Below are 22,833 nucleotides of genomic sequence, written 5' to 3'. Positions count from 1 at the left end.
GGAACTTTATCTGTTGTTTTAAAAGCAGTCCAATTGACCTCTGATTTATTCGCATCAACGGTAAATGTTTTTTCTTGTTTTTCAGTCTTTTTATCTTTGGAAGCTTTTTCCTTACAAGAAATTGACGAAAATGAAATTGCTAAAACAGTAATGACTAGGAGAATTTTTTTCATAATTATTTTGAGTATTTATTTACTAAATCAATGTATTTTCTTTTGGCTTCCTCTGGACTTATTCCTTTTAGTTGCATCCAAGCATTAAATTTAAAAGCATTACGTACATCAAAATTAGCGTTAAAGGAAAAATTATCTCCCGCAGTTGCTTGTTTGTAATATGCGTAAAACAATAACATTGTATCTTGGGGTAACGGAGTTTTCATGGCACTTGCTTTAGCATATGCCTTTTCAAATTCCTTATGTAGTTCTTTATCTACACTCATCAATCTTATTTTTTATAAAGTAGCAATAATGTTTTGCGCACCTTTGACTACCTCGTTTAATTCAACTTTAATATTTGAATTTAAAGGTAAGAATAAATCTACTCTTGAGCCAAATTTTATGAAACCAGCATCAGTTCCTTGCACTACTTGCATGTCCTTTTTAGCATAATTGACAATTCTTCTCGCCAAAGCACCAGCAATTTGTCTATATAATACCTCACCGAAAACAGGATTTTCAACAACTACAGTGCTGCGTTCGTTTTCTTCAGAAGCTTTTGGATGCCAAGCAACCAAATATTTTCCTGGGTGATATTTACTAAATTTAACGATTCCACTCAAACCATACCTTGTAACATGAACATTGATAGGAGACATAAAAATGGAAACTTGAATTCGTTTATCTTTAAAATATTCAGGTTCGAAGACCTCTTCAATAACCACTACTTTTCCATCAACAGGCGCAACTACATGATTGTCTCCAATAGTAGTTTCTCTGCTTGGATTTCTGAAAAATTGTAATATGATTACCAATAAAAATAGTAATGCGAAGTAAATTGTGTATTGCAACCAAGCAATACTGATAAAATAATCAGTTAATAAATAACCTCCAGCTACTACGATAGCAGCAATTGCAATACTTGCATTTCCTTCTTTATGAAACATTTTCAGTAATAAATTTTAAATATAAATAGATAAATGGTGCCGCAAAGATAATACTATCCAAGCGATCTATAACTCCTCCGTGACCAGGAATTATTTTTCCGCTGTCTTTTACGCCAGTTTGACGTTTGAACATTGAGGCTATAAGATCTCCAATGACTCCAAATATACTAACGATGACCCCTAGAATAATCCATTGATGCGTTAGAAGCACTGTAAACTTTAATGAAATAAGATAGGAGATAAGCATAGTAGCGATGACACCACCAGCAAAACCTTCAACGGTTTTCTTGGGAGAAATACGTTCTAATAACTTCGTTTTTCCAATGGTAACCCCAGTTAAATATGCGAAGGTATCACTTGACCAAATGAGAACGAAAACCCCTAAAATTAAAATTCCATTATATTCTGATAGGTGAGTGGTAAAAGGGATTTTTACAATGAAAAGATAGCTTACACAAGCATATGCAATGCAAAGCATAAAACTCCCCAGTTCTTCTAGTGGTTTAGCGTTTTTTTTGAAAAGAACTTTTATGAAAAAAAATGTTACAATAAGCAAACTTATCGCATCTGTATAAAAAGTTGTATAATCCCAGATAGGTAAAATAGCAGACAAAAATAAGCTGACACTAAGAAAGTAGGGTTCAATTCCTTTTACCTTTAACATCTTTGAAAACTCATTTACACTAATAAGCATCAATAAAAAGAACAATCCTAGAAAGGAATTTGCACTGTATAAGATAGAGATTACAAGGACTGATACAAAAACAGCACCCGAAATTGCTCTGATTAACATGTTGTTCATAGGTTATAGGTCTTCGAACAAAAGTAAATATAAATTCTTTGAATTGCTATTTGGATTCGAAAGGAAATTATCTTCGTCTTTTTCAGGAGCAAAATTCTTTATAGCACTAATATTGGTTGGTATAGATTCCTTGTAATTGTTTTTAATTCCTGTAAGACTCTGTCCCATGTCTTTTACCAATTGGCTTGTTTTTGCAAAAACAATAAAATTATTGGACAGTTCGTGTATTTTTTTTTCTTTGAGTTGGTTAGAAGAAAACAAAACACTTCCAGAATCTGAAATAATATGTTCACAGGTTGTAAAAATAGGAGCGTTGTTATTTATATCAAAACTAATCTCTATAGATAATGAATCCGTAAAATCAGCTAAGTTAGTTTCATCTAAACATGTAATGCTCTTCCAACTATTTTCATCTAGGATTCCAACAAGATTGTCAAGGACTTCTTGCTTGTTGGTACAGTATAAAAATTTCCCGCCTTTATTGATGAAATTATGAACAAACAAGTCGTCTAAAGAAAGGTTTACCTCTTGTTTTTGGATATTCTTTTCTTTAGGCGACTCTATTTTGTTAGAAAATAATTTTTTAAAAAAATTCATTCTCGGGTCTTTGTATTCTAGTTCGTTTAAAATGTAGTAAAATTATTCAACTACTTTTTTATCCTCTTCCACAATTTCTGTAGGTACTTCTACAGTTTCTTCTTTTTTAGAAACTAATTCTTCAGTTTCAAATGGTCTTTCTCCAAAAATGCTTACCAAATCATCTTTAAATATTACCTCCTTCTCAAGAAGTTTTTCTGCTAATGTCACCAATTTGTCTTTGTTTTCCGTTAAGATTGTAATGGCTCTTTGGTATTGTGTTTCTATGATTGCAGAAATTTCTTCATCAATTGTTTTCGCAGTCTCTTCACTATAAGGTTTAGAGAAGCTGTATTCACTTTGTCCTGACGAATCGTAATAAGTTATATTACCTATTTTTTCGTTCAATCCGTAAACACTAACAATTGCTTTGGCTTGACGTGTAACTTTTTCTAAATCATTCAATGCTCCAGTAGAAATTTTATCAAACATAACCTTCTCAGCAGCTCTACCCGCTAATGTAGCACACATTTCATCTAACATTTGCTCCGTTTGTACAATCATTCTTTCTTCTGGCAAGTACCAAGCCGCTCCTAAAGATTGACCTCTAGGTACAATAGTCACTTTTACTAAAGGCGCTGCATGCTCTAACATCCAACTAGCCGTTGCATGTCCAGCTTCATGGTAAGCAATCGTTTTCTTTTCTTTAACAGAAATGATTTTATTTTTCTTTTCTAAACCACCAACTATTCTGTCTACAGCATCAAGAAAATCTTGATTATGAATTTCATTATTACCTTTACGAGCAGCAATTAAAGCAGCTTCGTTACATAGGTTCGCAATATCCGCTCCGGAGAAACCAGGAGTTTGTTGTGATAAGAAATCAGCATTTACATCTTTTCCTAATTTCAAAGGTTTCATATGTACCTCGAAAATGGCTTTTCTTTCATTTAAATCAGGTAAATCAACAAAAATTTGTCTGTCAAAACGTCCTGCACGCATTAATGCTTTGTCAAGAACATCTGCTCGGTTCGTCGCAGCCAATACAATTACATTTGTATCGGTACCAAAACCATCCATTTCGGTTAGTAATTGATTCAGAGTGTTTTCTCGTTCATCGTTACCACCTGTCATATTGTTTTTACCACGAGCACGTCCAATGGCATCAATCTCATCAATAAAAATAATTGAAGGTGATTTTTGCTGTGCTTGCTTAAATAAATCTCTAACTCTAGAAGCACCAACACCAACAAACATTTCAACAAAATCAGATCCTGATAAAGAGAAAAATGGTACTCCAGCTTCTCCTGCAACTGCTTTTGCTAATAAGGTTTTACCGGTTCCTGGAGAACCAACCAATAAGGCTCCTTTTGGAATTTTTCCTCCCAATGAAGTATATTTCTCAGGAGTTTTTAAAAAGTCTACAATTTCTTGTACTTCTTCTTTTGCTCCTTGTAAACCAGCAACATCTTTAAAAGTTACTTTTACTTTTTGGTTTTCATCAAATAATTTGGCCTTAGATTTTCCAATATTAAAAATTTGTCCACCTGCGCCACCACCAGCACCGCCACCAGACATTCTTCTCATAAAAAAGATCCACAATCCAATTAAAAAGATAAATGGTAAATAAGATAATAAAGAATCAAACAAATCTGTTTGTTCGTCATTTTGCTTGTCGAAATCTAAATTGTTTTCTGTTTTAACCTCCGCTAATTTTTTTTCAAAATTTTGCAAATCACCAAAGTTGTATTCAAACATAGGTGCCTTTTCATTGAAAAGGCTAGATTTAGAAATTTTAGAGTATTCATCTTTTGAAAGTGCCTCTTCTTTGATGTAAAGTTGAGCAATACTTCTATTGAGAATGACGATTTTAGAAATGTCATTGCTTTCTAGGATGCTCTCAAATTTGTTCTGAGAAATTTCTTTTTGTGTTAAGTTTTCGCTGTTGAAAAATTGAAACACAACAAATAAAACAAATAAAGCTCCATACACCCAGTAAAAATTAAACTTAGGTTTGAAGTTTGAATCCTTGATTATATTTTTTTTGTCTTTTTTGTTATTTGTAGCCATAGCGCGTTAATTCTTTAAGATTGGAATTATTTAGATGTTGAGATTGTTGTGATTTTAGCATCACCCCACAAACCTTCAATATCATAAAATTCTCTAATTGATTTTTGAAAAACATGAACAACTACGTTTACATAGTCCATTAAAATCCATTCAGCAACAGATTCTCCTTCAACATGCCATGCTTTTTCTTGACCTTCTTTTCCTACAATTTTTTGTACTGAACTAGAAATAGCTTTTACTTGAGTATTTGAGTTTCCTGAACAAACTACAAAATAATCACATACAGTGTTGTCTATATCTCTTAGGTCTAATAGTTGGATATCTTCTCCTTTTACCTCTTCAATTCCTTTAATAACGATAGAAATTAATTCGTCGGTACTTATATTTTTTTTAGACATTAAATTTTATTTAATTTGTGACAAAGTTATCGTTTTTTTCTGTAACAAAATACGAAATAAACCTTGTTTCCTTTATATTTTACAAATGCATATAATCAAACTTGATGCCATTGAATCTACCAATACTTTTTTGAAAGAATTAGTGACAAATCAGGTAGTTGAAAATTATACTGTAGTTAGCTCAGAGTGTCAATCTGGGGGTAGAGGACAGATGGGAGCAAAGTGGATATCAGAACCGGGTAAAAACCTGTTGTTTAGCGTTTTTGTTAAGGATGTATCCCTTTCATTGCAAGATGCGGTATATCTAAATTATGCTGTTTCGATAGCTATTTACAATAGTTTCAGTGCTTATAAATTGCCTAATTTAAAGATAAAGTGGCCGAACGACATTTTGGCAGATAATAAAAAATTATCTGGCATATTGATTGAAAATTCTATCAGCAATCAAGTTATTCAAAACACGGTCATAGGTGTTGGATTGAATGTAAACCAGATAGAATTTTCAAAAGAATTGAATAAAGCTACTTCTCTGAAAAATATTTTGGAATATGATATTGATAAATCTGAACTATTAAACTCTCTACTTTTAAGTCTTAAAACTCAAATTGAACGATGCACTCCGGTAAATTTCACAGTACTCAAACAGGAGTATCTTTCAAAATTATATAAGATGCATACTCCGAGTATGTTTAAAAACGCTGCAAAAGGAGTGTTTATGGGGAAAATTGTGGGAGTGAATTCTAAAGGTGATTTGCAGATAGAATTGGAAGATGAGTCAGTTGAAAATTTTGGACTTAAAGAAGTTGAATTTCTTCGTTAAGCCCAAAAATAAATTATAATTTTTCAATATTGTCAATTAAAGTTTCCATGAATTTTGTCAATGGTTTTTTAACCATCATGCTAATCATTGGATTGAACTCACCATTGAAGAACATTTGAACTTCAGATACGTCTGTTCCTGTTTCGGTGATAGAAACTTCTAAAGTAAAAGGCATCTTGCTACTCGCAGCACCCAAAACAATTTTATTGAAAGGTGTTTTTTCTTTTAAAACCAATCTGATTTCTGGCATTCCTTTTAATCCGAAAATAAATGAGTCGTTGTCTATTTCAAATTTCTCAATACTTTCTGGCATTAAACCTTCGTAAGATTCTAATTGCTCTAAGGTAGTATAAAGATTTTCTGATGATTTTGATACAGTAATTTTTCGACTTTCTAATTTCATAGGATGCGTTTTGGTTTTAGATTATTGGTTCCAAGTACTTGGAGATTCTCTCCATTCAGACAAGGTGTCTAATTCTTTTTTAGAGATATAACTGTCCTTATGCGCTTGATTCAACATATTGTCATAATCACTCAAGGTTGTTAAATCAACATTGGCTTTTTTGAAGTTTTCTAAAGCAACATCAAAACCATAAGTAAAAATGGCAATCATACCTTTTACGTTTACATTAGCAGCATTCAAAGCATCAACAGCTAGTAAACTACTCATTCCAGTACTGATCAAATCTTCCACGACTACTACATTGCTTCCCGTTTCTAAGAATCCTTCTATTTGATTCTGACGACCATGTTTTTTTGCTTCCGGACGTACATATACAAAAGGAACTCCTAACTCTTGAGCAACAAGAACACCGATAGCAATTGCACCAGTAGCTACACCTGCAATTACGTCTGGTTTTCCGTATTTATCCACAATAGCTTTCGCCATGTTTTCTTTCAAGAAATTTCTAATAGGCGGGTATGATAAAGTGATTCTGTTATCACAGTAGATGGGAGATTTCCATCCTGAGGCCCATGTAAAAGGTTCTTTAGGTTCTAATTTAATTGCTTTAATCTGTAAAAGCAATTTTGCTGTAGCATTTGCTGTATCTTTGTTCAAAATCATGTTGCAAATGTATAAAGTTTTTATGAATGATAAGCCAATTATCATTACCGATTCTTCACCGGAATTAAAAAATTGTAAAGTCTTTAGTTTTGATGAAATTAAATTCACAGAAGTACAAGGACTTATAAAATCTGATGCTGTTTTAGGAGTTTTATTAAAGTCAAAGAATATTGAAAAGGATTGGAAATTATTTCAAGAAAACTTTGATGTTATAGAAGCAGCAGGTGGAAAAGTGATGAATTCTGATAACGAAACTTTGTTTATTTACAGATTTGATACTTGGGATTTACCCAAAGGTCATATTGAGATTGGAGAGGATAGAGAAACTGCAGCAATGAGAGAAGTTGAGGAGGAATGTGGAATAACAGGTTTGTCCATCATAAAGCAATTAGAAACTACTTACCATTCTTTTTTTTATAAAAATGAATTGAGATTAAAAGTTACCTATTGGTATTTAATGAATACAGAGTATCAGGGTTTATTGGTTCCTCAATTAGAAGAGGGTATTACTCAAGTGGCTTTTAAAAATGAAAAACAAACCCATGAGGCTTTGCAAAATACCTATCCTAATATTAGATTGTTATTTTAATAATTTGATAATCTAATCATTTCATTTTCTTGATATTTAGCCTGCTTATTATATGGACTTTTGTTTTTTTAGGTTTCATATTGTCAGTGCAAATAATAGCCGTACTTTTGCAGTTTAAAAAAAACACGAGAAATGACTGAATTTATTAGAAAAATTGCTCAAAATCCTAAAGATGATATTTTAGCGGGGATTACCGTTTCTTTGGCAATGATTCCTGAAGTAGTAGCTTTTGCATTTGTTGCTCAAATAGATCCTTTAGTAGCACTTTCAGGTGCTTTTATGATTGGATTGATAACTGCAGTTTTTGGAGGTAGACCAGGACTTATTTCGGGTGCTGCTGGTGCAGTGGCGGTTATTTTTGTGAATATGATTGCAGAAGGGCATTCTAAAGGGATGTTGTTTGATGCGCCTGTTGAGAATATGGGGTATTTTTATCTACTAGCAGCAGTTGTGCTGATGGGAGTCATTCAGATAGGAGCCGGTGTTTTGAAGTTAGGTAGGTTTGTTCGATTGATTCCACATCCAGTAATGATGGGGTTTGTTAATGGATTGGCTATCGTTATTTTTATGGCTCAAGTAAGAATGTTTTCACATAAAGAAATGTCAGTTGCTGCAGATGGTGTAAAGCAATATTTGAACATTCCAATGGAAGGAATTGAATTATACACAATGTTAGGTTTGGTGGCATTAACGATGGGAATTATATGGTTGTTGCCAAAAATTACCACAAAAATTCCAGCTGCCTTGACTGCAATATTAGTGACTACAGCAGTGGTTGTTTTTGGTGGCCTGGACGTGAGTACTGTAGGTTCTTATATTATTGAAGGTGGTGGAGAAGGACTGAAAGGTGAGTTTCCTACACCAAACACAGATCTTTGGAAAAACCTCCCGATCAACTTAGATACCTTGAAATTTATCTTGCCGTATGCATTTTTAGCAGCTTCAGTAGGGTTAATTGAGTCGTTAATGACTATGAATTTAGTGGATGATTTGACAGAAACACGTGGTAACGGTAACAGAGAATGTGTTGCGCAAGGTGCTGGGAATATTGTAAGTGGTTTGTTTGGAGGAACAGGTGGTTGTGGTATGATTGGACAAACTGTGATCAATATCAACGCTGGAGGTAGAGGGCGTTTGTCTGGTATAATGATGGCATTGACTTTATTGACTTTTATTTTGTTTACAGATAAATATATTGAGCAAGTTCCAATCGCAGCATTGGTTGGGGTTATGTTTATGATGGTTATTGAAACTTTTGCATGGTCTAGTTTTAGAATTATTAGAAAAATTCCTTTGGCAGATGCAGTGGTGTTGATCATTGTATCAGCGGTTACGGTTGTTTTTGATTTAGCAATTGCTGTATTTGTAGGGGTAATTATCTCTGCTTTGGTTTTTGCATGGGAAAACGCAACAAAAATTAGAGCTAGAAAAAGAGTAAAAGAGGATGGAACTAAAATATACGAAATTTGGGGGCCATTATTTTTTGGTTCAGTTTCTGGGTTTTTAGAGAAATTTGATATAAAAAATGATCCCGAAAATGTTGAGATAGACTTTGTGGAGTCGCGTGTTAGTGATCATTCGGCTATTGAAGCAATTTCAAACATTGTTGGGAAATATGAAGAAGCAGGAAAAACAATTCGCCTAAAACATTTAAGTGAAGAATGTAAGGTTTTACTAACCAAAGGTGATGATAAATTTGAGAAATTGATAATCCAGGATATTGATGATCCTCGTTACCATCTTGCAGCGAACCCAGAAAGATTCACAAAAGGTTTGTATTCTAAATAAACATATAATATAATGCAACGATACCTCAATTTATATTATCAATACTTGAATAGATCTGGACTTTTTCAGTTTCTAGGGAAGAATCTTATAAAATTAGGTCTTGTTGTTGCGTTGTTTTTTGCTACCGTATTTTTACTTGAGAAGTTTGTGATCTCCTTGAAGGAAATATTTTCGGTAATTGTAGATACAGTTGATGCCTGGATGGTGTTTGTTATATTTACTCTTTCTGAATCCTTTTTAGGATTATTGCCACCTGATTTTTTTATTGTTTGGACTAAGGAATTAGGAGGAGATATAGGTGTAAACCCATGGCTGTTAACGTTCGCATTAGCTTGTTTATCGTATGTAGGAGGATTGATTTCCTATGTGATAGGAGCTAAGCTAATTCATGTTCCGAGGATTCATGATTGGGCCTTAAAAAAATATGGAGAACTTTTTAAAAATCTAAAAAAATGGGGTGGTTTTTTTGTGGTAATTTCTGCGTTACTACCTATTCCTTTTTCTATAGTTCTTATGATATGTGGATTGACAGGGTATCCTTTTAAATGGGCAGTCTATCTTGGTTTGTTCCGTTTTCTAAGGTTTGGCTTGTATGCAATTTTCTTGTTTACCTTAGTTTAGCTTTCTAAGACACTGTTTGGTACCAAGATACTTGCATCACCATTATTTCTCATAATATCTCGTACAATACTAGAGCTTATATAAGAAGTCTCAGCACTTGTAAGTAAAAAGACGGTTTCAATACCAGATAATTTTCTATTCGCAATGGCAATCGCCTTTTCAAACTCAAAATCTGCGGGATTACGCAACCCTCTTAAAATAAAATCAGCATCAATAGTTTTACAATAATCCACTGTCAAACCTTTGTATGTTGTCACTGTGATTTTTGGTTCTCCTTTAAATGTTTTTTTGATAAAATTCATCCTTTCTTCAAGAGAAAACATATATTTTTTATCAGCGTTGATTCCAATAGCAACAACAATTTCATCAAATAGAGGAAGGGCTCTATTGATAATATCAAAGTGACCTAAAGTGATCGGATCAAAAGACCCTGGAAAAACTGCTTTTTTCATAAGATGGTTATAAGTATATCAAAGATACTATTTTATTGTTTAGAGTGTAAATCGCTTGTTATATGTCGGCTTGCTTTATAAAGTCTTCAAATTCATAAAACCAAAGTTCAAAGGCTGACATGTTTTTATTGAAAAATTGAAAAGCATTTCCCCAAGTGTTTTTATTATAAATACTGAACTTTTCGTCTAGTTTCACATAGATCCTCGAGATTGTTTTGCCTGTTTCTTCTAACACATATTCTTGATCGAAAATAATATCAGGGATGTAATCATTTTCAGTAACCGTTTTTAAGGCCGCAACTTGCTCGTATAGCAACTCTCTTTTTGTTTCGCTATTTGGCTCTATATCCAATAATACCATAGCGGTTTTATTATCAGCATAGAACTTAAAACTAAAACCTTTGATTTTGGTGTTGTATAGGAGCCATTTTCTTGGAAATGATTTACCGTAACTTGTCCAGAAATGTTTTCTTAATGCTGCTGCTTCTTCCTTGCTAAACATTCTTTTTGTTTGCTTTGTAAATTAAACTTAGGCTAAGTTTTGTTTATAATATAGTTTTAAGTTGTTGAAAGATATCAATTGATTGAAGATATAGAAACCTAGAGACAACTTATTCCTTAGGAAATGATTTTTTTACAAATTTGGTAAGAATTACGATATGTACACCATTGATTCTACCTTCTATATGTCCTGCATTGTCATGAGTTAGAGAAATATTTCTAACCGCAGTTCCACGTTTTGCAGTGAAATTTCCACCACCTTTCACATCTAAATCTTGGGTTAACGTAATCGTATCTCCATTGCTCAGTAAAGCTCCATTACAATCTTTATGAATTATTTTTTCATCTTCACTCAAACCTTCTCCGGTAGCTGCAGCATATTTTAAAACAGCTTCCTCAAGATACATCATGTCCAATAAATCCTGTGGCCATCCTTCATTTTTTAGGCGATTTAGCATGCGCCAAGCAATCACTTTTACGCTGTCAAACTCACTCCACATACTATCATTCAAACAACGCCAATGATTTGGATCAGTGCTATCAGGATTTTCTATTTGTTCCGTGCAAGTAGCACAAGCTAAAATATGTTCATCTATACCTCCTGTATTCATTGGTTTTATCTGATAAGGAGCTAATTCGTGTGTAGCTCCACATAATTCACAAGTGGATCCACTTCTTGTTTCTAATTCAGCTAGTATGCTCATATGTTTAAACTGTTTGTTTGATAAGGTGCAAACTTACATTATTCTTTTAGACTTCAGAATAATTCCTGATTTAAAATTGTACAGAAATACTGGTGATTATGATTACAAATACTAATAAATACAATACCAATGGAATTACAAATTTCAACCATTTGTCATAGCCCACATTTACAATTGCCAAAGAAGCTAAAATAAGACCGGTTGGGTTGATAAACGCAAAAAGCCCCATTCCATATAGATAACAATTAACTATGATTTCTCTTCCGAAACCAACAGTATCTGCTAACGGAGCCATAATAGGCATAGTTAAAACTGCCATACCCGACGAAGATGGAATAAAAAACGACAAGCCTCCGTAAATAAACACCAATAGGTTTGCAAATACACCTTGATGCATATCGGAGGTTAATTCACTGGCGTGATAAAGAATGGTGTTGCTAATCATACCATCATCCATGACAATAGAAATCCCTCTTGCAATACCGATAATGAAAGCAACACCTAACAATTCACTTGCTCCCTTTATAAAAGTTGAAACAAATATTTTTTCGTTGATTTTTCCCGAAATTCCAATCAAAACTGCTCCAGCAAAAAAGACAGTAGTCATTTCAACAAACCACCATTCTAAATTGGATACTCCATAAATCATCACAACAAAACAACTTGTAAAAACAATAAGAATCAATCGCAAACGGAGGTTGAGTTTTAAAGGCTTTAGTTTCATAAATTGAGCTTCAATTTCCTTTTTTTGATCAAATATCAAGGAGTTTTCGGGTGATTTTTGAACTTTTTTACCATAACGAATGATATAAACGATACAAATAATTGTTGCCAATAGTAGGAATAAGACTCGTAATTCAATACCATCTGTCCAGTTGATTCCGGCAGCATCGGATGCGATAATAGTACTGAATGGATTGGTAGTAGAAAACATCGTTCCTACTGAAGAACCTATATAAACAGATGCCAAGGCAACCATGGCATCATATTTTGCCGCTAAAAAAATGGGAATTAAAATAGGGTAAAAGGCAATGGTTTCCTCTGCGAGTCCAAATGTAGTTCCTCCAATCGCAATGGCAGTTGTGGTTAAGATAATTAATAAATATTCTTTTCCTTTCAAAACACCACCTAACCATGATATACCAGCATCAAATGCCCCTGTGTAATTCATAATGCCGATCAATCCACCCAAAATGAGGACCAAAAATATAATATCAGCAGCAGCAATTACACCTTTGATAGGAGCTTTTAAAAAGTCAATTGCATTTTGTGGTTTAGATTCTAATTGTTGATAGGTATTGGGAATGGTGATTGGTTTCCAAATAGATCCTGATGTAAATTTCTCAAGAGGGATTACAATTTGTAAGGAATCAAGTGTGTGTTGAGTTGCTTGAATTTTTTTATCTGTGTCCTGTGAATGAATGACAAAAGTAATATCCTCAGAATCATAAGAAATAGTGTCGTAGGCTCCTGCAGGAATCAACCAGGTTAGAATCACTACAAAAGCGCAAATGATTAGTAAAAAAGTGGGAGCAGAGGGAATGCTAAATTTTTTCATATTAAAAACTCCATTTGAATCTCCAGTAAATACCGTTTCCAATATTTTTAAAAGAACTGGTTGAAAATTCTTGCCAAAAAAACTGACCTATGACATCTAGATCTAAGTTGTTCATAATACTAAAGGTAGTGGTAGGAGCAAGCGATAAACTATTCACTCCAAAACTATAGACTGTCATTAAAGAGCCTGTGAAAATCGGACTAAACATATAAGAAACAGTTCCCATCGCATTGTGTTTTGCGGGCATTAAATATTCTGCATTTGGGACTTCAAAAACATCATTTACTGAGTCTGATACTAAATTGGTTCCTGAAGAGTTGAACAAATAACTGGTCATCAAATAAGTTCCGTTTTTTAAAGAATAATCAAAGCTGGTAGAAAAAGAAGTGTTGGTGGCTTCTCCATTATTTTCATAAGGTTTAAAAACCGTTAATTCCCCTTTGAACCCAATACTTTTGATGCTACCTGCCCATCCTGTACCGACAGAAATTTTTTCTTGAAATTTTCCCGCTAAAAATTGAAAGTCATAATTCATGGTGTTGAATTTATACATGGCAGAAAAGATATCTGTTTTCCAATCACCAGTAAATTTATAAGCAACATCTATGCTTGACATATACGTAGGAAAATAGGAAAAACGTATGGCATCGGCTCCTTCACGTTCTTCATAATCAAAATCATAAATATTGTAGCTATTGAAAACATCATTAGGATTCCATGTGGTATTAATCCCCCAATTGATACGTTGTCTTCCAAGTCTTAATTGCGTTTTTTCACTTGAGTATTGGTAATAGGCTCTGTCGATAATAGTGCTCATCACCACATTGCTGTTTCCAACAATTAGAAATTCAAAAGGCAATACACCGTCATATTCATTGATTAATTTTCCATAATTTGGAATGGAAGATACGGAGGCACCATAAAAAATACGATTTCTCAATTCTGTAACAATCCTATGTCCTTTTCCTAAATCATATCCAAAATTCAAGCGATTGTGTATGAGATTGTCAACTGCCAATTCAGATTCTGAAGCAAAACCAAGCGTTTGCATATATTTTAAGTACCCTCTAAAAGAAAGGTTGTCCTTAAATTTACTTGACTCTTGCGCAAGACAAATTGTGGTGCTTAAAAATAAAACAACAAAGTAAAGGTGTTTAACGTTGTTCATCATTTACAATTTTTCCATCATCTAAATAAATCACTCTTTTTGCTCTATCAATTACCCTTTGATCGTGTGTAGAGAAAACAAAAGTCATATTTTCTTCTTGGTTCAATCGAGCCATTAAGTCTAACAAGTCTTTTGTAGAAGTACTATCTAAATTTGCCGTGGGTTCATCCGCTAAAATATAGGCAGGTTTTGCGGCCAAAGCTCTTACAACAGCAACTCTTTGTTGTTGCCCACCCGATAATTCACCTGGCTTGTTGTCTTCTTTTCCCTCTAAACCTACTTCTTTCAAGAGTTTGTATACGCGCTCTTTCCGCTCTTCTGTAGGAATGTCTTGCAACAACATGATAAACTCAGCATTTTCATAAGCCGATAGAACGGGAATTAAGTTATAAGCTTGAAATACAAAACCAATATTTTTTTGTCGGAAGTTTGTCATTTCAGATTTGTTCAACTCTGCTATGTCTTGATCATTTAATATGATATTACCAGAATTAGGTGTATCTAAACCACCAATCATATTCAATAAAGTCGTTTTCCCCGAACCTGAAGGACCTACCAATGCCGTAAATTCGCCTTCATTAATCTGAATAGATACATCGTTTAAGGCATGGACAGCAATTTCTCCCTCTCCGAATATTTTATGAACCTTGATTGTTTCAATTACTTTTTTCATGTGTCTTGTGTTAAATTGATCTGATGGCTTCTATTGGATTCAGTTTGGTAGCAATTCTACTAGGGTAAAAACCACCAATAAAGGTTGCAAAAAGGATGTAAAGCGTATAGATGATATAGTACTGAGGAGCAATTTCAAAATAGACCATTGGATCGTAACCAAAAGACTCTAAACCTTCTCCAAATCCCGATAAATCGAACCCTTTATTGCCGAAATATTGCATTGTTAAATAGCCTAATAAAATTCCAATCGGACCACCTACAATACCATACACTAGAGATTCAAAAACAATCATCAACCGTATGTTCCATTTTTTCATTCCAACCGCCATCAAAATTCCAAGTTCTTTTTTCCTTTCTAGGATAGACATGGTAAGTGTATTGATAATTCCGAATAACAATGCAGCAATAATGATAGACATCAGTATATACATCGTAGAATCCATCATTTCTACTCCATATGCAATTTCTGGGTAGCGTGTTTTCCAACTTTCAATTAAATTCTCAGGATGTTTTTGTTGGATATTTGCTGCAAGCAGATCTGCCTGAGTTTCGTTTTTTGTTTTTATAATGATTTCATGAATAGGTACAGACCCAATAATTCTCTGTATGGTTTCTTTTGGTACAAAAACGGTGGTTCCATCAAAGGCTTCATTTCCTGCACTAAAAATCCCACAAACTTTAAAGTTTTTTGAAACTTGCATCGTGTTAGGATCCGTAAAATTCAGTTGAATTTTTGAATTCATTCTTAAATGCAATTCTTCGGCTAATTTTTTTCCTACCAAAATAGGGTAGGTGTTATCCGATTCTAAAAAAGTACCTTCTAGCAACCTTGTTTCTAAATTCAAGACCTGCTGTTCTGCAATTGCATCAACCCCTAATAATTTAACTCCCATTTGACCATGTGGACTTACTGCATAGGCTTCTGTTTTAAAACGAGCGGAATAGGAATGAATGTCCTCATTGCTTTTTAGACTTTTGGCGAGAGCTTCAATATTTTCTATTGTATTTGTGATATCACCATCTACATCAAAAGTAGTAGAATGAATTTGAATGTCTCCAATTTCTAAGTGAATCATTTTATCAACGCGTTGATTTACCAAGCCAGTAGAAAAACCCATTAAGAAAATGGAGCTCCAAATCCCCAAGGCAATGGAAAGGATAACGATTGAAGTTCGTAAAGGGTTTCTCCAACAATTTCTCCAAGCTATTTTTATTATAGTATTCATAGGTTATTGTTTCATGGATTCAATTGGGTTGATTTTTATCAACTTAAAAATAATATAAGTAGAGGCAATTGCTGCAATCACTAGTACTGCCAATGAATTCGCCAAAAATACATCCAAGAACATTCCTGTACCCAAGTAAGGCTCAAAACCTTGATCTATTATTGCTTTTGCGGCTTCTCCTCCTAACTCAATTGGATTGTTGTTTAAATAATACAAGAAAGGCATGGCAACTAAATTTCCGAATAAAACACCAATACTAGAAAGTAAAAATAATTCTGTCATGGTGATAAAAATCAAACTGCTTCTACCGGTTCCGATTGCAGAAAGTACACCGAATTCAAATTTCCGTTCATTATAAAGCATTACAATGGTTCCAAAAATTCCGAAACCTACAATCATATAAAGTATTGCGGATATGATGAGTCCGGAATTGGCATCTAACTCAAGTCCTTGTTTCAAACCAGGCAGCACTTCCATCCATGTTCTGAGTTTTAACAAAGGATCTTTCAGTTCTTTTTGAATTTGTTTTTCAACCTCCGGCAGGTCATTGCTGTTTTCTAAATCGATAAGCACATGCGTAAATCTATTCTCTGCGACATGCATGTATTGAGCTTCCTTGATGGGCATAAAAACCATATTCGAAAAATCACCCACAGAAAAACTTAACAACCCTTTGATTGGATACAATGCAGCGGCCGTATATCCATGATAACCTTGGCCCATTAGAACTAAAGTGTCACCCACACTCACTTTATAATAATCTGCCATTCTTTCTGTGATTAAGATGGCTTTATCATCAGGTGAAAGTAAGGTTCCTTTTTTTAGTTTTCTATCGAGTTTTAAGAGTTTGTTGTCTGTGAGTGGATTGATTCCATTCACCGCTGCAAATCTAGATTTGAGGCCAGTTGAGACCAAAGCTCCAGATTGGAATTTGGTATAAACACCGCTGACACCTTCAATCTCTTTTATTTTGTTTAGATCAATTTGATCAGAAGTAAGGGTGTTGTCAATAATTTTTTCATCAACATAACTACTATCCGTTATTTGCAAATAGCCAACACTTCCAGAAACCGTATTTTTTATATTAAAATCATAAGTCCAAAACTGCATTTGACGCAAAAAGAGGACAAAAAATAATGAGGCAGCAATAGAAGAGATCGTTAAAAAGGCTCTTTTCCGATTCCGCCAAATATTTCGCCAAGCGAGCATTATAAATGTAAATCTCATATTATGCTTTTATTTTGGTCATGTATTGTGTTGTAAAATAATGAGCAGGAATTGTAACATCAAATTCTATGGATTCGTATTCCATTAATGTTTTTTGATTTGGCTTATCAGCCGGAAAAAATTCCATTTTGCTTGGAATGATTTCTCCTCCCATATTTTTTATATCTGAAGCGAGCATGGTATTGACCAATTCCATGTCTTCATCAAAAGATTCTTGTTTCATGACATTGAAATTTTCTTTTTCAATCCAAAGTTCAATTTTTCCCCAGATTACGTCGGCATTTTCATGAGGGATTAATTTGATATGGTAACACTCTTTTTCGGAAATTGTTTCCATTCCGATAAGTGTATGATCAAAATCTTTAGAGAGCGACGTTTTTTTAACCAAATCATCATTGCTCAAATCGGTACCCATCCAACTCTGATTCATCATAGATGGAGGCATTTTGATATTGCGTTCTATGGAAGGGAGGTAATACCAGATTTCTTTATTTCGTTTCAAATAAGTAGTTCCTTTATCTCGCACGGGTTCCATAATATACATCAAGCTTAGATCTTCTCCCTGAGTCCAAGATTTCATTCTCATTTCACGCGTGTATCTTGCTCTAATGGTTGTGATTTTCATTTGTGAAATGGAACTTTTACCTCTTAATTTATTTTCCGCTTTGTAGATGATTTTTTCTATGTCACTGGCTGTTTGACCTGTTGCAGGAGTAAAAGAAAAAGCAATGAAACAAATGGCAATTAGTAAAGTAAATAACCGGTTCTTCATAGTTTGAAAGAAAGAATTAATAAATCTAAAAGTAATCATTTAAAAAAAAGGAAGCAATTAATTAGCTCTCTAAAATTTTGTGTATTTGTTTGTTTAAGCTGTGTTTGATTCCAGGGGAAAGACTCTCTGTATATTGCTCTTGTGTCCACAGTTTGATTTCGTCCTTAAGCTCTGTAAATTTGTCTACTATACTCAAAATAAATTTCATTGCCGTGATTCTTGTAGAGGGAATTAATTTTATGTTCTCCCAAATATTTAAACAGATATCAAAAAGTTTTCCTTCCTGCTCATCATCAAGTTGCATTTTCAACAAAATAATAATGGTTTGTCTCTGATGCCCCTCTTTTAATGAAGGCAGTGCTTCAATCAAACTGTCAATAGCACCCTGAACTCTGGTGTCATTTGTAGTCATGGCATGACCTATTAACCAAGAAGCTCTCCAAGCCTCAGGCGTATTTTTTAATGAAAGTTGTAGTAATGGAGAAAAGGCTTCTGTATTTGATTTGATAAAACGCATCAAACCTTCTTTACTTTTTCTTGTTTCAAATAATTCTTTTAGTTTTTCTTCTGTGTACATAATCTTAAAATCGAAACGATGGAAATAGACGCTGAAATTTTTTAGTGATCGTTGCTTTAAAAAGCACATTCTCCTGTATGAAGGGATGAAAAAATTCTAAGGATGCTGCATGTAAATACAAACCATTTCCTTTTAACAATTTATTTTCTTCACAGTAGATGGAATCACCAAGAATGGGATTCCCTATGGAGGCAAGATGTTTTCTGATCTGATGCTTTCTACCTGTTTTAGGATACAATACTACCAAGTTCAAAAAGTCAAATTTTTCTGAAGTTTCAGTAGCCAAAACTTTATATTTTGTGCTTGAGGCTTTGTCATCAATAGGAGTATCGATTTGTCCTTCCAGTGCCATTTTTCCTATAGCGACTGCAAAATATGTTTTTTGAATGTTTTTGTTTTCAAATAATTTATTGAGTTGGATGACCGAACTGGCTGTTTTTCCAATCAATAAAATTCCGCTTGTGGGATGATCCAACCGGTGGATTGGCTCTGGATTTAATAAGGCGTCTGGTTGACTGCTTTTTTTTAAATGCGAGGACAAAGCATTTTCTAAAGTCCATTTTTTATTTCCACTCACCGTGATACCAGCAGGCTTGTTTACCAAGGCCAAATAATCATCTTCAAAAACAACTTCGAGTTGAATATCAATTTTCGGTTTGTTTTTTTCTGTATTCGATTGGTATAACTCTATGATTTCACCACCCAAAAGAAAAGTTCCAGAATTTACAGAGATGCCATTTATTTTGACAAGCTTGTTTTTCAAAGCTTTTTTAACAGCACTTTTTGTTGGAATGTGTTGGAACATTCCAGGAGCCAAATCTTGGAGTCTTGTTTTTTTTTCTAACAATGGAACTTTGAAAGTTTCAATGATTTTCAAAGTTTTTTCTGGGTTTTGCATAGAATTCAAAGTTAGTGAAAATGCTAGCAATATTTACTTTTATCCTGTTTCAAAATGCACTTTTGAGTTTTGATTTTTATATTTGTGGAAAGCGTAAAAAAACATGCAAAAAGAATTTTCTAATTATATTTTAGAACAGTTAGAGGCTCAAGAATTAGAAGTCATGGAGCAAATACAAACTCTTTGGAGTGGATATGGCAGTATAGTGCGCTATCGTGTCATTGGAGGTAAAGTCGGGACAGTCATTATAAAGCACATCAAACCTCCTTTAAAAGAGAATCATCCTAGAGGATGGAATACCAATATTTCTCATCAAAGAAAACTCAAATCCTATCAAGTAGAATCTGCTTGGTATCAAAATTATGGTGAGATGGCAACAGCAGCATGCCGTATCCCTAAATGTTATGGCTTGATAAAAAACGAGGAGGAGTTGTGCATACTATTAGAAGACTTGGATGCTTTGGGGTATCCAATCCGCTTGACTCAAGTTTCAGAAATAGAATTGCTAAACTGTATCAAATGGTTGGCAAATTTTCATGCTACTTATTTACATCAAAAACCAACTGGTTTGTGGGGAATAGGTACCTATTGGCACTTAGAAACGCGGCCGGATGAACTAGAGGTTTTAGAAGACGTTGATTTAAAAACGAATGCAAAAGCTATAGATGCGTTATTGAAAAATAGTAAGTATCAGACTTTAGTGCATGGTGATGCTAAATTGGCAAATTTTTGTTTCTCTGAAAAAGGAGAAGTCGCTGCTGTAGATTTTCAATATGCTGGAGGAGGAGTAGGGATGAAAGATTTGGCCTATTTTGTAGGAAGTTGTTTCTATGAAGAGGAGTGTGAAAGCAAGGAAGAAGAAATTTTAAATATCTATTTTAAAGAATTAGAAAAAGCGCTAAAAAGAAACAATTCTCAAGTTGAGTTTAAAGATTTAGAAAAAGATTGGCGTGCTTTGTATCCTGTTGCCTGGGCAGATTTTCATAGGTTTTTAAAGGGGTGGAGTCCGGGTCATTGGAAAATAAATAGCTATAGCGAACGAATTTGTAGAGAAGTATTGGATAATGTAATTAAGTAATACATTTTATAATTTGAACTTATTGTAATTTTTTATTGGTGGTAAATACAAAATTGAATATTTTGCTTTGAAAAAAAAGTTTTGAAAGAAAAAATAAAAAAAATATCAATATCTCTTACTGAGGAGGGAATTGGTTATTTAGCTATTCAAGAAAAGATTCATCAAATTCACGAGACTTTTAAATTACATACCCCGATTACTGGGGCTGAGGAAGAGGTTAGACTTATGGCAGCAATTCCTACTGCTAACGGTATGGCTTTAGGTTTAACACATGCTGCTCAATGTTTGTTAGATTATAAAAGAACAGAAAAATTATTGAAAGGAATCGTGAAGGCAATTAAGGATGTTCAACAAAAAAGAGAAAAAAAAGTAGTTGAAATATTTTATGCTGGTTGCGGTCCTTATGCTCCATTTATTACACTTGTAGCTCCTCTGTTTGAACCAAAAGAAGTTCAATTTACGTTATTGGATATAAATCAAGAATCTATTAAATCTGCTAAAACACTTATTGAGAATTTAGGTTTGTCATTATATGTAAAGCAATACTTAGTAGAAGATGCGATTACATACCAATTTTCTAATTTAGAAGTTTATGATATATTATTTAGTGAAACCTTAGATGCAATGCTTTATAGGGAGAGTTATGTGCCGATATTAATTAATCTGACTCGCCAATTTAGTGAAGAGACAATTGTAATTCCTGAAAACGTAACTTTACATGCAACTATTTTCGACGTGAAAAATAGTGATCTACCAGTGTTGTCGAAAGAAATATTTAACACTCGATTGGCTATAGCAAATACTTATGAAAAAGATTGCTTTCCATCAACGGAAATTTTGTTAAAACCAGATTTCAAAGAAATTTTGATCGAAACTAAGGTCGTGGTCTATAAAAATATTGTTTTAGGGATGAAAGAATCATCTTTAACAATTCCTTATAAAGTATTATTACCACAACCTTTAAATGTAAAAAAAGCAATTTTCACATATTTTATAAAACCGACTGTTGAATTAAGACTAGACTATTCTGATAGTATAAATTCAGTGAATGATTTACATAAAGTACCTAAAACAAAAACATATTTAAGTGAAGATAGAGTGAGATTACCTTTTAGTTTTGATGCCGCTAAATTGGCTTATGATTTTGAATCACTTAAGTTAAATAGTTTTGAATATTACAAAGTTATAACTTTAAGAGCACCTGCTTTTGAAGTAGATGATTCTGTTTCTATGCCTCCTGTTGTCGAGGACTATGCAGATGGAACCTGGACTGAATGGTTGGATACGGATGCTTTAAAAAAATCTTCTTATTTGAATGAAGTGATTGATTTTTTTAAAAAACACACGACAGTAAACCTGGTTAGAATTTTACGCTTAGCTCCTGATTCAACAATTAAAGAGCATAAAGACCCTACTTTAGCATTGGAGGAGAAAAAATCAATGATTAGATTAACGATTCCTATTTATAATAAAGATGAAGAATTTTACTTGAATGGAACAGTAGTAAATATGATTCCAGGAGAATGTTGGTATTTAAGACTCTCAGACCCTCATAAAGTTGTAAACAAAGGATCTTCTGAAAGAGTGAATTTGACAATCGATATGATTCCAAATAAATGGATAAGAGAATTGATTGATAAAAGCCAACTTTAAATAATTAAAATTTTTCAAAAACACCTAAGCCAAACAAAGCAAAATCATATTTCACTGGGTCAGTTGGGTCTAATTCTCGAAGAGCATTGTCTAATTCAGTCAATGCTTTTCCATCGTTTTGTTTTCTAGTTAAGATTCCTAATTTACGAGCTACATTCCCGGAGTGTACATCTAAGGGACAAGAGAGTAGTGCTGGTTTTATATTTTTCCATAAACCGAAATCAACTCCATGGTTGTCTTGTCTTACCATCCAGCGTAAATACATATTGATTCGTTTTGCTGCAGAACCCTTCATTGGGTCTGATACATGTTTGGTGGTTCTTGGTAGATGGGAGATTTCAAAAAAAACTTTTTTGAATTCGTGAATTGCGGGTTGCAAAGATTCTTTAGATTGGTTTTTGGTGAAAACTCCTTCCAATCCATTGTGATTTGTATAGATATTTTTTAAGGAACGAATAAAAAACTTAAAATCTTCTAAATTGTAAGTTCGGTGAACAAAATGCTCAAATTTT

At 33.6% G+C, this 22,833-nt stretch carries 26 protein-coding genes; 6 read left to right on the top strand and 20 right to left on the bottom strand.

The features are described from left to right. Positions 1-175: 175 nt before the first annotated feature. The 6 genes from P8H68_RS06585 to rsfS are packed head-to-tail and all read right to left on the bottom strand — an operon-like array spanning position 176 to position 4,948. Positions 176-439 carry an acyl-CoA-binding protein gene (locus P8H68_RS06585; protein WP_300322671.1) on the bottom strand — a complete coding sequence of 88 codons (264 nt, stop codon included), beginning with the start codon at positions 437-439 and terminating at the stop codon, positions 176-178. 12 nt (positions 440-451) lie between these two features. Continuing rightward, positions 452-1,102 carry a phosphatidylserine decarboxylase family protein gene (locus P8H68_RS06580; protein WP_300322669.1) on the bottom strand — a complete coding sequence of 217 codons (651 nt, stop codon included), beginning with the start codon at positions 1,100-1,102 and terminating at the stop codon, positions 452-454. Further along, positions 1,092-1,904, bottom strand: coding sequence for a phosphatidate cytidylyltransferase (locus P8H68_RS06575; RefSeq protein WP_300322667.1), 813 nt, complete (start codon positions 1,902-1,904; stop codon positions 1,092-1,094). The genes P8H68_RS06580 and P8H68_RS06575 overlap by 11 nt, the downstream gene beginning before the upstream one ends. Positions 1,905-1,907: 3 nt before the next feature. Then, positions 1,908-2,501, bottom strand: a complete 594-nt coding sequence (locus P8H68_RS06570; protein WP_300322665.1) for a hypothetical protein — start codon at positions 2,499-2,501, stop codon at positions 1,908-1,910. Positions 2,502-2,543: 42 nt separating this feature from the next. Beyond that, positions 2,544-4,550, bottom strand: a complete 2,007-nt coding sequence (ftsH, locus tag P8H68_RS06565) for an ATP-dependent zinc metalloprotease FtsH (RefSeq protein ID WP_300322663.1) — start codon at positions 4,548-4,550, stop codon at positions 2,544-2,546. 26 nt (positions 4,551-4,576) lie between these two features. Beyond that, a complete protein-coding gene (gene rsfS / locus P8H68_RS06560) occupies positions 4,577-4,948 on the bottom strand; it encodes a ribosome silencing factor (RefSeq protein ID WP_300322661.1) in 372 nt (123 codons plus the stop codon). Between the two features lie 85 nt (positions 4,949-5,033). Between rsfS and P8H68_RS06555 the strand changes: the two genes are divergently transcribed. After that, positions 5,034-5,768 (top strand): biotin--[acetyl-CoA-carboxylase] ligase, encoded by a 735-nt coding sequence (locus P8H68_RS06555; protein ID WP_300322659.1) that lies wholly within the window; start codon positions 5,034-5,036, stop codon positions 5,766-5,768. Between the two features lie 13 nt (positions 5,769-5,781). On the opposite strand, the gene P8H68_RS06550 is transcribed toward P8H68_RS06555, so the two are convergent. Together P8H68_RS06550 and pyrE are read right to left on the bottom strand one after the other, a co-directional pair. After that, entirely contained in the window at positions 5,782-6,171 is a 390-nt protein-coding gene (locus tag P8H68_RS06550; protein ID WP_300322657.1) for an SRPBCC family protein, read from the bottom strand. Positions 6,172-6,192: 21 nt separating this feature from the next. After that, positions 6,193-6,834 carry an orotate phosphoribosyltransferase gene (gene pyrE / locus P8H68_RS06545; RefSeq protein WP_300322655.1) on the bottom strand — a complete coding sequence of 214 codons (642 nt, stop codon included), beginning with the start codon at positions 6,832-6,834 and terminating at the stop codon, positions 6,193-6,195. A gap of 7 nt (positions 6,835-6,841) precedes the next feature. On the opposite strand from pyrE, the gene P8H68_RS06540 reads away from it, so the two are divergent. The 3 genes from P8H68_RS06540 to P8H68_RS06530 all read left to right on the top strand — a co-directional run bounded on the left by P8H68_RS06540 (position 6,842) and on the right by P8H68_RS06530 (position 9,832). Continuing rightward, entirely contained in the window at positions 6,842-7,423 is a 582-nt protein-coding gene (locus tag P8H68_RS06540; RefSeq protein WP_300322653.1) for an NUDIX domain-containing protein, read from the top strand. A gap of 132 nt (positions 7,424-7,555) precedes the next feature. Then, a complete protein-coding gene (locus tag P8H68_RS06535; protein ID WP_300322651.1) occupies positions 7,556-9,211 on the top strand; it encodes a SulP family inorganic anion transporter in 1,656 nt (551 codons plus the stop codon). 12 nt (positions 9,212-9,223) lie between these two features. Continuing rightward, a complete protein-coding gene (locus tag P8H68_RS06530; protein ID WP_300322649.1) occupies positions 9,224-9,832 on the top strand; it encodes a VTT domain-containing protein in 609 nt (202 codons plus the stop codon). Here P8H68_RS06530 and coaD read toward each other — a convergent pair. The 11 genes from coaD to P8H68_RS06475 form a co-directional block, all read right to left on the bottom strand. Then, a complete protein-coding gene (gene coaD / locus P8H68_RS06525) occupies positions 9,829-10,284 on the bottom strand; it encodes a pantetheine-phosphate adenylyltransferase (protein WP_300322647.1) in 456 nt (151 codons plus the stop codon). The genes P8H68_RS06530 and coaD overlap by 4 nt on opposite strands. A gap of 58 nt (positions 10,285-10,342) precedes the next feature. After that, a complete protein-coding gene (locus P8H68_RS06520) occupies positions 10,343-10,786 on the bottom strand; it encodes a DUF4268 domain-containing protein (RefSeq protein WP_300322645.1) in 444 nt (147 codons plus the stop codon). Between the two features lie 109 nt (positions 10,787-10,895). Next, on the bottom strand, positions 10,896-11,489 hold the full coding sequence (locus P8H68_RS06515) for an alkylphosphonate utilization protein (RefSeq protein WP_300322643.1): 594 nt from the start codon (positions 11,487-11,489) through the stop codon (positions 10,896-10,898). Between the two features lie 70 nt (positions 11,490-11,559). Beyond that, positions 11,560-13,047 (bottom strand): YfcC family protein, encoded by a 1,488-nt coding sequence (locus P8H68_RS06510; RefSeq protein WP_300322672.1) that lies wholly within the window; start codon positions 13,045-13,047, stop codon positions 11,560-11,562. Position 13,048: 1 nt separating this feature from the next. Next, the gene (locus P8H68_RS06505) at positions 13,049-14,215 is read right to left on the bottom strand and encodes a hypothetical protein (protein ID WP_300322641.1); all 1,167 of its coding nucleotides are present in this window, start codon (positions 14,213-14,215) and stop codon (positions 13,049-13,051) included. Continuing rightward, complete coding sequence (locus P8H68_RS06500) at positions 14,202-14,888, bottom strand: ABC transporter ATP-binding protein (protein WP_300322639.1); 687 nt, start codon at positions 14,886-14,888, stop codon at positions 14,202-14,204. Before P8H68_RS06500 ends, P8H68_RS06505 begins: the two co-directional genes overlap by 14 nt. A gap of 10 nt (positions 14,889-14,898) precedes the next feature. Further along, positions 14,899-16,116: an FtsX-like permease family protein gene (locus tag P8H68_RS06495; protein WP_300322637.1), complete on the bottom strand. Its 1,218-nt coding sequence runs from the start codon at positions 16,114-16,116 to the stop codon at positions 14,899-14,901. A gap of 3 nt (positions 16,117-16,119) precedes the next feature. After that, positions 16,120-17,343 carry an FtsX-like permease family protein gene (locus P8H68_RS06490; protein WP_300322635.1) on the bottom strand — a complete coding sequence of 408 codons (1,224 nt, stop codon included), beginning with the start codon at positions 17,341-17,343 and terminating at the stop codon, positions 16,120-16,122. Between the two features lies 1 nt (position 17,344). Next, positions 17,345-18,115, bottom strand: a complete 771-nt coding sequence (locus P8H68_RS06485) for an outer membrane lipoprotein-sorting protein (RefSeq protein WP_300322633.1) — start codon at positions 18,113-18,115, stop codon at positions 17,345-17,347. Positions 18,116-18,176: 61 nt separating this feature from the next. After that, positions 18,177-18,692 (bottom strand): hypothetical protein, encoded by a 516-nt coding sequence (locus tag P8H68_RS06480; RefSeq protein ID WP_300322631.1) that lies wholly within the window; start codon positions 18,690-18,692, stop codon positions 18,177-18,179. A gap of 4 nt (positions 18,693-18,696) precedes the next feature. After that, a complete protein-coding gene (locus P8H68_RS06475; RefSeq protein WP_300322629.1) occupies positions 18,697-19,590 on the bottom strand; it encodes an RluA family pseudouridine synthase in 894 nt (297 codons plus the stop codon). A 103-nt stretch (positions 19,591-19,693) separates the two neighbouring features. Here P8H68_RS06475 and P8H68_RS06470 point away from each other — a divergent pair, with 103 nt between their 5' ends. Together P8H68_RS06470 and P8H68_RS06465 are read left to right on the top strand one after the other, a co-directional pair. After that, a complete protein-coding gene (locus P8H68_RS06470) occupies positions 19,694-20,668 on the top strand; it encodes an oxidoreductase family protein (RefSeq protein WP_300322627.1) in 975 nt (324 codons plus the stop codon). An 81-nt stretch (positions 20,669-20,749) separates the two neighbouring features. Beyond that, positions 20,750-22,321, top strand: a complete 1,572-nt coding sequence (locus tag P8H68_RS06465; protein ID WP_300322625.1) for an aspartyl/asparaginyl beta-hydroxylase domain-containing protein — start codon at positions 20,750-20,752, stop codon at positions 22,319-22,321. Positions 22,322-22,325: 4 nt separating this feature from the next. Here the strand turns inward: P8H68_RS06465 and P8H68_RS06460 are convergent. Next, positions 22,326-22,833, bottom strand: a 508-nt coding sequence (locus P8H68_RS06460; RefSeq protein ID WP_300322623.1) for a TIGR02757 family protein, incomplete at its 5' end; no start/stop codon positions are given.

Source organism: Flavicella sp. (assembly GCF_029238425.1).
Classification (GTDB): domain Bacteria; phylum Bacteroidota; class Bacteroidia; order Flavobacteriales; family Flavobacteriaceae; genus Flavicella.
Note: the sequence above shows the minus strand (reverse complement) of the source record. Positions and strands in the feature narration are given on the sequence as shown.